At 39.6% G+C, this 12,809-nt stretch carries 11 protein-coding genes, 1 pseudogene and 1 riboswitch; of the genes and pseudogenes, 2 read left to right on the forward strand and 10 right to left on the reverse strand.

Features of this window, described 5'->3' with window-relative positions:
* Positions 1–27: 27 nt before the first annotated feature.
* From ABOA58_RS16825 to ABOA58_RS16860, 8 genes are all read right to left on the reverse strand, one after another.
* Complete coding sequence (locus ABOA58_RS16825) at positions 28–321, reverse strand: DUF6123 family protein (protein ID WP_048688421.1); 294 nt, start codon at positions 319–321, stop codon at positions 28–30.
* Between the two features lie 109 nt (positions 322–430).
* Positions 431–1,306, reverse strand: a complete 876-nt coding sequence (locus ABOA58_RS16830) for a 5'-3' exonuclease (protein WP_350302903.1) — start codon at positions 1,304–1,306, stop codon at positions 431–433.
* Between the two features lie 85 nt (positions 1,307–1,391).
* The gene (locus ABOA58_RS16835; protein WP_350299308.1) at positions 1,392–2,219 is read right to left on the reverse strand and encodes a sulfurtransferase; all 828 of its coding nucleotides are present in this window, start codon (positions 2,217–2,219) and stop codon (positions 1,392–1,394) included.
* A 12-nt stretch (positions 2,220–2,231) separates the two neighbouring features.
* A complete protein-coding gene (locus ABOA58_RS16840) occupies positions 2,232–2,993 on the reverse strand; it encodes a DNA polymerase beta superfamily protein (protein WP_350299309.1) in 762 nt (253 codons plus the stop codon).
* 15 nt (positions 2,994–3,008) lie between these two features.
* A complete protein-coding gene (locus ABOA58_RS16845; protein WP_350299310.1) occupies positions 3,009–6,722 on the reverse strand; it encodes a dynamin family protein in 3,714 nt (1,237 codons plus the stop codon).
* A gap of 193 nt (positions 6,723–6,915) precedes the next feature.
* Complete coding sequence (locus ABOA58_RS16850; protein ID WP_350299311.1) at positions 6,916–7,080, reverse strand: hypothetical protein; 165 nt, start codon at positions 7,078–7,080, stop codon at positions 6,916–6,918.
* Between the two features lie 151 nt (positions 7,081–7,231).
* On the reverse strand, positions 7,232–7,762 hold the full coding sequence (locus ABOA58_RS16855; RefSeq protein WP_350299312.1) for an isoprenylcysteine carboxyl methyltransferase family protein: 531 nt from the start codon (positions 7,760–7,762) through the stop codon (positions 7,232–7,234).
* The gene (locus tag ABOA58_RS16860) at positions 7,762–8,850 is read right to left on the reverse strand and encodes a type III polyketide synthase (protein ID WP_350299313.1); all 1,089 of its coding nucleotides are present in this window, start codon (positions 8,848–8,850) and stop codon (positions 7,762–7,764) included. Before ABOA58_RS16860 ends, ABOA58_RS16855 begins: the two co-directional genes overlap by 1 nt.
* A gap of 355 nt (positions 8,851–9,205) precedes the next feature.
* Here ABOA58_RS16860 and ABOA58_RS27770 point away from each other — a divergent pair.
* A pseudogene (locus ABOA58_RS27770) lies at positions 9,206–9,680 on the forward strand (transposase); the annotation flags it as partial.
* A gap of 131 nt (positions 9,681–9,811) precedes the next feature.
* Positions 9,812–10,264: a chemotaxis protein CheX gene (locus tag ABOA58_RS16865; RefSeq protein WP_350299314.1), complete on the forward strand. Its 453-nt coding sequence runs from the start codon at positions 9,812–9,814 to the stop codon at positions 10,262–10,264.
* Between the two features lie 374 nt (positions 10,265–10,638).
* Here the strand turns inward: ABOA58_RS16865 and ABOA58_RS16870 are convergent, their stop codons facing one another.
* On the reverse strand, positions 10,639–11,952 hold the full coding sequence (locus tag ABOA58_RS16870) for a nucleobase:cation symporter-2 family protein (RefSeq protein ID WP_350299315.1): 1,314 nt from the start codon (positions 11,950–11,952) through the stop codon (positions 10,639–10,641).
* On the reverse strand, positions 11,945–12,544 hold the full coding sequence (locus tag ABOA58_RS16875; protein WP_350299316.1) for a xanthine phosphoribosyltransferase: 600 nt from the start codon (positions 12,542–12,544) through the stop codon (positions 11,945–11,947). The genes ABOA58_RS16870 and ABOA58_RS16875 overlap by 8 nt, the downstream gene beginning before the upstream one ends.
* Positions 12,545–12,706: 162 nt before the next feature.
* Positions 12,707–12,808: riboswitch (purine riboswitch) on the reverse strand.
* Between the last annotated feature and the right edge of the window lies 1 nt (position 12,809).

Here is a 12,809-nt window from a genome sequence, read left to right on the forward strand (position 1 = left end):
TCGGACTTCTAAGTTATGAAGTCCGATTTATTTTAGCAGCCCCTGTTCTTTTGCAAACGATACCGCTGCACTACGCGTTTCAATGCCATTTTGTTTTAAGTTTTCCAAAAAGGAAATATAGAAGCTGCCATCAAAATTCTTTTGTACCTTCAATGTCAATTCTATTGCTGCATTGACTAAAATATCACTTGCATCCGTGTAGCGCTTACCAAAATAAATAAAACCAATAGCGTCATTACCAAAAGTGAAACCCTTACCTTCTAAAAAACTAACATACTCTTCAGTTGATTTCGCCACTTCTGCATCCACTCCATACTTCATGCCTTATTTTCATCTTACCGTATATCAAAGATTTTGACTATCCATTTTTCGACAAAAAAATCACCGTACAAAATAAAGGAGCTCCCATTGGGAAGCTCCGCTTGTTTGTTTAGATCATTCGCAGTAAAGCCCTGAATTCATGATCCCTAGCCAGATTTTTGACCTTCTCGCGATCATACTGATAGACCGCATCGTCCAAAGAACATGAAATTGGTACATCACATTTTATTTCTGCTAGCTTTCTGGATAAATGAAGCATATCGACGGCGGATTCAATTTTAGCCCTCTGCCCATTCGTCAATGAAGCAACATTTTCAAGAATCCCTTCGATACTTTGATACTGGATCAATAATTTCAACGCTGTCTTTTCCCCAATTCCTTTAACTCCGGGATAGTTATCAGCTGTATCACCCATTAAAGCTTTTAAATCGATCATTTGTCTTGGTGTGATCCCTTTCCATTCAAAAAAGCTATCGGGATTATGCACCTCATAGTTACCATACCCTTTTTTTAACAAAAGTACGGAAATGTTTTCATCTATTAACTGAAGCATATCTTGATCGCCAGTCAATATACCCACCCGGCTATGTTGGGCAGATGCCTTGGCAATTGTCCCGATACAGTCATCCGCCTCATATCCAGAGAGCCCTATGTTAGGGATATCAAATGCTTCAACCGCTTTTTTCGCCAGGTCGAATTGAGGTATCATTTCGACTGGAGCTTCTGATCGATTAGCCTTGTATCCATCAAATAATTCATTTCTGAAGGTCTTGCTGCCCATATCCCAGCACACCGCTACATGACTGGGTGAAAAGTGATTCACCGCCGTCAGCATATGCTTCAAAAAACCTTGAACGGCATTGGTTGGTATGCCTTTCGAGTTAATCATGAATTGACCAGTAACAGCCGTTGCATAAAAAGCTCTAAATAAAAGCGCCATCCCATCGACAAGCATAAAGGAAGTATGCTGCTCGTTTTCTTTCATTAACACATTATCACCTCTATCATGATGTACTTCCATTTTAACATAACCGTCCCCTTTTTTAAGGATCGTTTAATTGGAAAAAATATTATTCAATTGGATTATCATCGTAGGAGATCCAGTCACTGAAACTGCCAATATAAATCTTCACATCTTTAAAGCCCGCTTCTTTCAGAGCGATATAATTTGGTGATGCCGTTACACCTGAACCGCAGTACACAATGATTTCCTTATCATTACCGATGCCTGTGAAATTTGACTGAAGATCTTCCTTCTTTTTAAAATAGCCATTTTCCAGAACGTTCGTCCACACCTTATTTACGGCACCAGGTATACGGCCGGCTTTTTTATCTATCGGCTCTTCAATTCCCTCGTAGCGTTTAGATTCCCTTGAATCGATTAAAATGACATCGTCTGGCCTATTTATTGTGTAATTCTTTACTGTTTGAAAAGAAGCAAAAACGGACTCATTTAAATCGATATGATATTCTGCTGGCACATAATTCGTTTGATTCGAGTCAATGGGATAGCCTGCATCACTCCAGGCGCGATATCCCCCGTTAAGAACAAAAACTTTCCGATGCCCAAGGTAGCTCAGCAGCCAAGCAAACCTGGAAGCAAAAGAACCTTCGCCGCCATCATAAGCAATAAGTACCGTATCGTTGGTGATTCCATTTGATTCCAGTTTACCTTTAATGGTTTCCAGGTCAGGAAGAGGATGTCTACCGCCATGTTCTTTAACCTGACCCGATAAGTCCTTTTCTAGATCGAAATAAACAGCGCCGGAAATATGGTCTTTTTTGTATGCCTTATACCCTGCATCAGGAGTGCCTAGCTGAAAGCGGCAGTCACAAATTCTAATATCATTGGAATTCAACAACGGCAACAGCTCTTCTTTTTCGATTAATAAACTCATCTGTATAACCCCTTACTTCAAAATGGCCCAAATTAAATCATTAAGCTCCGTTTCCATGCTCTTCCCTTGATGTAGCTTAGTTATCTCATTCTTTAAGGAAATTGATTTCCCTTCTAATAGCGAAAGATTCTTTTCACTTTCATTGTCGCTTATACATTCTTCCATTTGTTTTGCCTTGAATATCCGGGTCATCCCGGTTTTCAATTCTTGATCAATTGAAACCAAATCTAGTAATTCCCACACCGATAAAGGTGGCAGCGAACCCCGTTGGATGATATATTCCAAGATTAAATATGAACGGAATACTTGTACCCATATTTTTAGTTCTTTTCTTTTGGATTCCCTTGTTTTTGTCAATTGTTGAAGATTGTCGCTCATCATCCGATAATAATGATGCCCCAGTGCCTTTTTGGAATAGCAATCCGCTATCAAACCATTCATCTTCCTATAATAATCGGGATGCATAATCAACTTGATTTGCGACTGAAATAATTCAAATAAAGCAGGATTACTCTTTAAGGTAAGACGTGATGATTTAAATAGATCCCAGCCTTCCATGTCAAATTGGCCTTCTTTCAATTGAATGACTTCAACTGGCTGACTTAAGCTGAGGTATGCTCGCTTATCATTATGAACATATATAAATCGAACATCATAATCAGATTGGCCTGATGATAAACCAAAAGAATGGCTGCCAGTAACAGCAGCCATCAAAATGGTCATATCCTCATTCTTTTCCAGGTATCTCAATTCTGAAATAAGGTTTTCTTTCATGAATGAACCTCGTTTCTATTTCGAATGCATTTTTGCCAATTCAGCAACAGCATTTTCATAATACGGTAAATCGACCGTTTCCTCCAATGCTGCACGTAAGCCTGCAAAGATATCCGATATTTCCGTCTTAAACTCTTTTTGAATCGCGAGTAACTCTTGATCGAGGACTTCATTATACATTTCGAAAATCCGCTCACCCTGTTCTTTAACATAAATAAGGGCAGGTTCATCCAAACGCTTCTGAAGTCCTTCGCTCATTTTCGCTTTCTCATTTTTTTCAAAGAAAGATTTTGGATTTTTAAATAATGCCAATTCCTTTTTGAATTCCCCCGTATCCAATTGGGCAAAAGCTCCTGTAAATTCAATGGACTCCCTCTCATTAGGTTCATATGGCTGCAATGAAAGGGTTCTTCTTACTTTTTGCATTTGCTGAAGCAAACTTCCCTGTTTCTCATTCAGTAATTTATTTACGAACATTTCCGTCCTTAATGCCGTTGCCCGCATTTCCTGGGCAAGGTCAAAGCCTAACGCATCCATTAAGTTCTTCATCGATTGCTTTAGGACAATTTTCAGATCGCCTCCATCATCTTTTAAAACAGCCGGATTGAACGATTCTTTAAAGAAATCATTAAACCGGAAGAAGACTCGTTGTTTACTATAGAAAGTCAATTCGTCGACTTCTTTTTTCAAACGTTGCTTTTCTGCATCCCCTTTAATGACTGAGAGGAGTTCCGAAATGGACTGTGCCTCTTGAGAAAGGGTCTCAAGGGCTTTTTGTTTCGCTTTCTCATCTTGCCTGGAAGCTGTAATTACATCTCGTAGCAGTTCTTCCGTTCTTTTTACTGCCGCTTGAGCCGATTCAATTGCAAGTCCAGTTAAATCGTTTTCTATGAAAGAATCGAATTGGCCTTGGAATTCCGAGATTCCGCTATTAGGAAGGAACGAATGCTTAAATGAACCAGGCGTTTGTTTTTCCATCAACGCTCCCTTACTCGTAAGCGGGAACAGTTTTGGAAAACGGATTCCGAATCCATTCAATTGATCTGTGACATAATCCATCACTTCGTCCAATTCGTCAGTGGTTTGTGCCAGATCGACGGCATTGACAATGAAAAACATCTTATCCATAGCGAATGAATCTTTCACACGTCCAAGTTGTATCAAGAACTCCCTGTCTGCCCGTGAGAATGGGTGATTATAATAGGTCACAAAAAGGATGGCATCCGAATTCTTAATATATTCGAAAGCTGCTCCTGTATGTCGTGCATTTATCGAATCCGCCCCAGGCGTGTCAACAAGGACCATCCCCTGCTTAGTCATTTCACAGTCATAACGCAATTCAATCAGATCAACAAGACATGACTTGGACTCTTCTGCAGCAAAACGTTTAAATCCTTCAAGATCTACCGTAACCACATTTCCTAAATCATTTTGGTACTCAGGCAGTCCTTGATGAAACGCCCTTAGAAAGGATAAATGAGTCTTCCCCTTATCAACTTCCCCAGCCTTCGCAATGATTTGCCCTGCTAGTTGGAGGGCTTCATCTAGAGTCTTTGCCGATTTATCAAAAGCTGCCAAGGCCAGGCTTACATCTTCCAACAGCATCGCTTCGGTCTTTAATTTGACGGTTGCCGTTCCATGTGGATGCTCAGCGTCCGAAGACATGATTTTGTTGATTGCCGCAGTTGTCGGATTTGGTGAAACAGGAAGGACGCTTTCTCCCATCAACGCATTGGCGAAGGAAGATTTGCCCGCACTGAATGCACCGAAGAGGGCAACCGTGAACGTCTGCTGTTCCAAGCGATTTGCCTTCTCTTTCAATTCCTTATAAAGTGATTGAAATCCTCTCAAAGGTTGTATCAGCTTGGCCGCCTGATTCAAACTCGCTGCAGTCTCCATCAGCTTTTCTTTTCCGCGTAAATCAGCAGCATCAGATGAAGAAACTGTCACGGAAGGTACAGCTTCCTTGTTTTCTTTATCATGATCACTTTCAGGTTGTTCGTTGACAGACCTTGAATTACTTCCTTTATCGGTTTTCATGATTTTGACCGTAATATTTTTTTCCTCTTCATTCCATTGAGTTAAAAGCATATCAATATCGCGTTCATCGACTAATGATTCAGTTTGATTTGCAATGGCCTCTAAACGCTCCGTTTGGTAAACGATTTCCGCGTTCATCGCAGCAGTAACTTTAAGTGCTTCCGCAAATTCAGAATAACCTTCAAGCTCCTTATCGATGGATATAGACTGCTGTTCCACTATTCCTTCCATAACGGTAACCATTTCATTCAAAAATCCTTCAGATACATCACGTGCTTTCTTTTTGATGGCTGATGCCAAATCATTCGTATAGTTTAAAACGTATTCACCCGTAATATCGACTTGAGGCCTCAAAGAGTTTTTTATGTAAGATTCCGTTACCTCGATCTGAAGTGCCTGAGCCTTACCTTCAAGTGTTGAATCATGGATCTCCGCCTGATTAAGCATTTTAACGGCTAATTCTTTAAGATGCCATTCAAGCTGGGTTTTCACCTTTTCTTGTAGATCGTTCAAGAACGCCTTGATACGCGCCTCACGTTCGGCATCCGTTTTTTTCTTGGCAAATAATAATCCCATTTTAAAGTCGGGCTGAGCGGATTCCAAGAAAGATTTACCTAGGTCCCGTGTTGCCGCGGGCATGATGTACGCACCTTTCAAAATCGTTTCTAATGCATCAGCATATTGGACCTTGATGTCCTCTATGCGTCCCGTTAATGATTTTTTTTCTTTCAATAGGCTGTCCACTTGATTCGTCAGGTGTACTCGTTCTTCATGAGGAAGTTCTGACAATACTTCAAAATCATCGGCATGTTCCTCTTCATACTGCTCCTTCAGCCAATTAAGATGCCTTTCGACAAGGGCATTAGCCGATTGCATGATGGCATCTTTGCCATCATTTAGACCTTTTCCAGCCATTTCATATATGAATTGCTTGACCACTTCTATTTCATTTTCACTATTGTTCAAGTCTCTTACGGAAGTATAAAAAACCCCATCAGGATATACATTCCAGTTCGCAAATGCTTCAGAAACGGAAAGCTTGAAGTCTTGAAAGCTAAGCTCGTTCTCATCATGCTTATCAATCATATTGATAATTAAGTATGTCGGTTTTTCAGCCTCTAACAATTCTTTCGTGAATAGGAAGTTCACCTCTGATTGGACGTGATTGTAGTCCATGACATAGAAGACAACATCAGCTAGATGCAAGGCAGATTCCGTAGAAACTCTATGTGCATCATCGGTTGAATCAATCCCTGGCGTATCCATGATCGCACATGAATCCGGCAGTGAAAAATCATTGGAGCTTATCGTTATTGCCGATACTGAGTCTCCATCCTTGGCAAATTTCTTGACCTCTTTAAAATCATAAGGTGCAGGAAATAATACTGGTGGCTGATGATGGTAAAAGACCTTGGCATAGTCTTCCCCTTTTTGGACTTTTACCGTATTTGCACTCGTTGGAATCGGACTTGAAGGCAGTACTTGATCACCAAGGAAAAAATTGATCATACTGGATTTCCCCGCTGAAAAATGCCCGCAAAAAGCAATGATGAACTCCTCATTATTCACTTTCATGATTAACTGTTTCAGTTTATCGGCATTGCCTGTATCACCTGCCGATTGAAATTTCTCATACATGGCAGTCAAAATCCCCAATTTGGACTGTTGCTTTAATGTTTCTTGAATCATGAATCCATACCCCTTAATCTATCGTCATTTTGATATTCTTATTGTAAACGATTTCGTTTGTTATTCATACCATCAGCTTTATTTTTACTATATGATTCATTACAGTCCATGTTCAAAAAAAAAAATCCACCGATTGGTGGATTCATGCTGTTTGATTCATATTGACTTGGAATGCAAAAAAAAAACAGGATGTTTACCTGGTTGTAGGGGTGGGGTTAAAAGCAGCTCGGTTTTCAATTGGTGACTCAATATAAGGTTTTACTGCCTTTGCCGGTTTTTGAATATTATTCAATACATGTTTCATCACAAAACCATATGTAGCGATTGTCAATAAAATGAATACCCAAACCATTACCAACACCATCCTCTTATATATTGTTTAGCTTTTAGTTATTAGTTATTAGTTATTTAAATAAAATTATCGAGATCCGAATGAGAATAATTTTCATCTTCATTTAGAATCTTATCACGAACGATAATCATTTTCAATAAGAAATTAAATTTTTTTATTATTTTCCCTTAAAAACCGTAGAATATTCCGTATGTTCCTTTAAAGCCTTTTCTTCCAGCGGGATTCTTACCGTCATCATCCAAACATTCAATAAACTAAAGATGATAGCAGTATAATATGCATTGAATAATAAGGAAATAACTAAAATCTCAGTTGCGACTATGATATAGTTCGGATGTTTGAAATATTTATAAGGACCTTTAATGACTACATCGGCATCGGGAACCACTATGATTTTTGTATTCCAATGTTTTCCCAATGAACGGATTGCCCAAATCCTGCCTGACTGCGCAATTAGAAAAAGGGTCAGCCAAATTGGCCAAAGTCCAGACATATCCCTTTCAAGCGCGACTACTTCAATAATGAGAACAATAAAAAAACTAATATGCATTAGAACCATCCATCTGTAATGGGACTCACCGTATTCCAATGCTCCTGCAGCTTTCAGCTGTTTTTCGTTTTGTTTGGCGATATATAATTCAACCAGGCGTTGTATTGCGATCAAGATAATGAAAATGGCAAAGATCATCACTTCCACCTCATTAACACAAGTTCAGATGAAAACCCAGGCCCTAATGCAGCAGCCAAGCCCACCTCACCTTTATTCCCGCCCCGCTGCATGAACCTCTCAAGGACGTACAAAATAGTTGCCGAGGACATATTTCCAAATTCCCTCAATACGCTCATTGACTCTGCCGTCATGCTTTCATCGAATCCGAGGGCTTCGTGATAAGCATCGATTACTTTTTTGCCTCCAGGATGAGCGATGAAATCTTTTATGTCACTTAGATCGAATCCATTCTCCATTAAGAACTCTTGAACATTCGGTTTAAGCCAATCCTTGATGATTGTAGGGATATCTTTCGAAAAAATCACGTATAATCCTTGATCTTTAACATCCCACCCCATTACATCCAATGAATTCGGCATAAGCGTAGATTGAGAATCCAAAAATTGCAAATGTCTTACTTTTTTTGAAAACTGTTCATTCGGCACTTCATCACCGCAAACCAAAATACAGCTTACTCCATCAGAAAATAAGGAAGTTCCAATTAAATTACTTTTGGAGATATCGTTCCTTTGAAATGTCAGACTGCATAACTCCACGCTTAAAACAATGACCTTTGCCGTCGGGTATGCTTGGCAATATTCAAAAGCACGTGATAGGCCACTCGCTCCCCCTGCACAGCCAAGCCCCCAAATCGGAATCCTTTTAGTATGCGGGTTAAATGGAAGTTCATTCATTATCCTGGCATCAATGGTCGGGGTAGCAATCCCCGTGCTTGAGATAAAGAAGAAAGCATCTAGCTCGTTTGCCTGCAGTTCTTCTTTTAAAAATTCTCTGTTGGCTAAGCATTTTTCTATAGCTTCTTTCCCAAACTTGACTGCCTGCTCAATATATAAATCATTCCGCTCGGCAAAAGAATGATCCTCTTTAAACCAATCAAGATCATTTGAAAAATACCGATTTTCCACTTGCCCATTCTTAAAAGCTTTTAGTAACCGTTCTATATTTTTAAATGATGCCCCAAATATTTCTCTCGAAAATTCCATGATCTTTTCCTGTGAGAGTAAATGTGGCAGCTTTATATGTGATGCAGATAATAAATATGGCATGATTCCACCCCTGATTATTCATGATATGGTTAATATACCCACCAGGATATCAATTATGCTTTATAGCTATATGGCAGACTGTAGACAAACTCGATCAAAATCGAGTTTGTCTACAGTTTTTTTATGGCTTGTACAAATTTGTTGATTTCCACTCCAGGCACTCGCTTTCCGCGGGCGGTCCGGGAGCCTCCTCGGATCCCTTGCGCCTGTGGGGTCCTCCCTTGGACGCGCTTTTCCCGCAGGAGTCTCGCACACCCGCTCCAATCAACTATGTTTAAAAAATTTAGATAGAACTCTTTTTGCCTACAGTCTTTTTTGTTTTAAAATAGAATGATTAAAACTTGAGGTGATGAGGATGCTTTCTAAACATGATTTTATTCAGCAAGATCAACTTGAAATGATTACTTTAGATCAACTGGTGCCAGAGTTATATTAGTTAAACTGACTTTTATTCAATATACCTACGGAAGTCGTTCCATGCGTAAAACAATTGAAGAAGCTGAAACAAATATGGCTACCGTTGGTTCTTAGGCTATGGTTTCCATGATAAAAGTCCCTCATTTCTCAACGTTCGGGAAAATTTTTGAACGACGCTTTAAAGATACAGACCTGTTTGAATGAACAAATTTGCTATCGTACCTTAATGACAAGCTGCTGATAGAAAGTTAATAAGTGCAGAGCATGTATTGGTCGATTCCACACATGTGAAAGCCAGTGCGAATAAGTGGAAATTTGAAAAGAAAATCGTTCACAAAGAAACACGAGCGTATCAAGGACGTCTTCAAGATGAAATAAATCAAGATCGTGAAAACCATTACAAACTGTCATTTATGCTTTATAGCTATATGGTTATATTTATTGGGATTTTAAAATATTTTTTCTTTTTTTCTTAATCAATAGGTAAAAAAGACTATAAATTTGATAAAATAGAGAACATACCCATACAAGCGGAGGAACGAAATTGGAAATCAACACTATAATCACAAAATTGTTAAATGGAACCATCCAGGCCGTTAAGTCCGTTATTCCTTTCACTTTGGACATTCAAAAGCCTTACCTCATAAGACAGCCTTTCGAACAGGAATCCATTAGCGTCCTTATTGGCATGACAGGAGATATCCGTGGGAGAATAATGATTGAGGGGACTAACGGATGCATGAGTAAAATAGGTGAAAGTATGTTTGGCATGCCGTTAGAAGGTGAAATGCTTGAATCTTTTGCAGCAGAGTTCGGTAACATGCTTGCCGGTAATATTGCCACCTCCTTAGCAGGAGAGAATGCATTGATTGATATTACACCGCCCACCGTCATTGTGGGCAATACCAAAATGTATGGGTTTCATGAAGCAATCCATTTACCCATTTCATTGGAAGGCGTTGGTACTCTTCAGATCATCTTTATGATCGAAATGTAATCACGAAACAATAAAACCCCCTTACCTATAATCGGTAAGGGGGCACTTTCATTCTTCCTTCTTTACTGAAGATTGATTTTGCACTTGTATAATGATATTTTGAAACTCCTCTTTTCCACACACACTGCACCTATATTCCTGGCTTAGAATGGTCCGACAATGAATACAATATTTTTTCTCCATCCCTATCACTACTTTCCTGAACATATACTATCAATATATTCAAAAAGTGAAGAGAGTTTCCTTTTATCTGACAAAACGCCAATTTCATTATCAAAGATATCCTAAATGAAAAAATGCCCAAAATCCTCATCACCTGAGAAATTTGGGCATTTAATGGGTGAATCTATCAAGTATACCGAAACTATTTTTAATCAGGCTACATTTTGCCCTTCAATACGCGTTTCCTTCATTTTACCTTTTGTAGGGACGATGTTAAAGACAATATTCAAGAAAATGGCTGTCAAACTTCCGGCTACAATACCGTTTTCCGTTAAGATTTGAAAGCTTTCCGGAATTTGCGCAAATAGCTCAGGAACGACCGTCACTCCAAGTCCCATACCTACTGAACAAGCGATGATCAATAAATTTTCTTGAGAAGCAAAATCCACTTTGCTCAACATCTTAATTCCAGCGGCAATTACCATCCCGAACATCGCAACCATTGCACCGCCAAGCACGGATGAAGGGATAATTGTCGTGAATGCACCAATTTTCGGAACAAAACCTATGAAAATGAGAATGCCGGCTGTTGTGTATATGACATTCCTTGTTTTAATGCCTGACAATTGAATCAAGCCGACATTTTGTGAAAAAGCTGTATACGGAAACGCATTGAACAAACCGCCAATCATGATGGCAAGTCCTTCAGAACGATATCCGCGAGCTAGGTCGTCTTCTGAAATCTCTTTGTCCGTGATTTCACCAAGGGCATAATAAACACCAGTCGATTCCACCAAGCTTACGATCGCCACCAATGTCATTGTAATGATTGCCGTGACGTTAAATGTCGGAGTTCCAAAGTAGAAAAAATGTGGCATATGCAGCCAATTGGCACTGACCACTGAGCTAAAATCCACTTTTCCAAGGAAGAAGGCCGCAAAGGTTCCGACTAACAGCCCCAATAAAATAGAAATGGAGCGTAGGAATCCCGTCGAGAATTTATACATGAATATGATGAATAACAAAGTTCCAAAACCAAGAGCTACATTGTTCAAGTCTCCGAAATCAGCAGCTCCCTGGCCTCCACCAAGGTTGTTGATGGCAACAGGAATGAGCGTAATGCCAATAATCAAAACGACCGATCCAGTGACAATGGGCGGGAAGAACCTTGCCAGTTTTCCGAAGAACTTACTAATGATAATGACAATCAATCCCGACGCCAAAATAGATCCATAAATGGAGTTGATTCCATATTGCGTACCAATTGCAATCATCGGGCTAACTGCTGTAAATGTGCAGCCTAGGACGACCGGAAGCCCTATTCCAAAGAATTTATTTTTCCACACTTGCAATAAAGTTGCTATCCCGCACATCAAAATGTCTATCGAAACTAAATAAGTTAACTGCGCTGCAGTCAATCCCAGCGCCCCACCGACAATCAATGGAATGACGACTGCACCGGCATACATGGCGAGAACATGTTGTAATCCTAAGGAAGCAACTTTTAATGGTGATTGATTAGACATTGACGGCTGCTCCTTCCTTTTCCTCAGCGAACGTTATCTCACCGAATTTCAACTCAGCAATTCGTGCAAGTGATTCCACTTGGAAACCTTGTTCCCTAAGATCCTTACCACCACTTTGAAATGCTTTTTCAATCACGATGCCGATTCCGGCCACTTCTGCTCCAACCTGCTTACAGATTTCCACCAAGCCCCTGGCTGCCTGTCCGACCGCAAGGAAGTCATCGATGATCAAGACCTTATCTCCAGCTTCAATATATTTATTGGAAACCGTAATGGTATTGGTTTCTTTTTTTGTAAAGGAATGAACGGATGCCGTCACTAAATCATTTGTTAAAGTAAGTGATTTACGTTTACGGGCAAAAATGAGCGGAACTTCCAATTCCAAAGCAGCCATCAAACCAGGACCAATGCCTGATGATTCAATTGTCAGCACTTTCGTGATTTCCTTGTGTTCGAAACGTTTAACGAATTCTTTACCAATTTCTTTCATTAGCAAAGGATCCATTTGATGATTTAAGAATGAATCTACTTTTAAAATATCTTCTGATAAAGCTTGACCCTCGGACAAGATTTTTTCCTTTAAAAGTTGCATGAAGGTTCCTCCCAATCTCGGATGTTTATTGACCCAAAAACCATACAATTATTTCCCGGCATATAAAAAAGCCCAAGAAACATTGCGGCACTTTTTTGGAGTGAAGCAATACTTCTTGGGCACGAATGAAAAATGAATCAGCAAAAGCCTTCATTTACGCAACAAGATCTATTACTCACCCATAGTCGAATTATTTACGGTAATCCGGTAGAAACTTGCAGGCCATATCCCTGCTATTATACGAGTGAAACATTATATTTTATTA

This window comes from Peribacillus frigoritolerans, assembly GCF_040250305.1.
Classification (GTDB): Bacteria; Bacillota; Bacilli; order Bacillales; family DSM-1321; genus Peribacillus.

What these genes read in the sequence shown, in the direction of transcription:
- ABOA58_RS16825 (WP_048688421.1), bottom strand. Translation starts at nt 321, where the DNA reads ATGAAGTATGGAGTGGATGCAGAAGTGGCGAAATCAACTGAAGAGTAT.
- ABOA58_RS16855 (WP_350299312.1), bottom strand. Translation starts at nt 7,762, where the DNA reads ATGATCTTTGCCATTTTCATTATCTTGATCGCAATACAACGCCTGGTT.
- ABOA58_RS16840 (WP_350299309.1), bottom strand. Translation starts at nt 2,993, where the DNA reads ATGAAAGAAAACCTTATTTCAGAATTGAGATACCTGGAAAAGAATGAG.
- ABOA58_RS16835 (WP_350299308.1), bottom strand. Translation starts at nt 2,219, where the DNA reads ATGAGTTTATTAATCGAAAAAGAAGAGCTGTTGCCGTTGTTGAATTCC.
- ABOA58_RS16860 (WP_350299313.1), bottom strand. Translation starts at nt 8,850, where the DNA reads ATGCCATATTTATTATCTGCATCACATATAAAGCTGCCACATTTACTC.
- ABOA58_RS16830 (WP_350302903.1), bottom strand. Translation starts at nt 1,306, where the DNA reads ATGAAAGAAAACGAGCAGCATACTTCCTTTATGCTTGTCGATGGGATG.
- ABOA58_RS16870 (WP_350299315.1), bottom strand. Translation starts at nt 11,952, where the DNA reads ATGTCTAATCAATCACCATTAAAAGTTGCTTCCTTAGGATTACAACAT.
- ABOA58_RS16875 (WP_350299316.1), bottom strand. Translation starts at nt 12,544, where the DNA reads ATGCAACTTTTAAAGGAAAAAATCTTGTCCGAGGGTCAAGCTTTATCA.
- ABOA58_RS16845 (WP_350299310.1), bottom strand. Translation starts at nt 6,722, where the DNA reads ATGATTCAAGAAACATTAAAGCAACAGTCCAAATTGGGGATTTTGACT.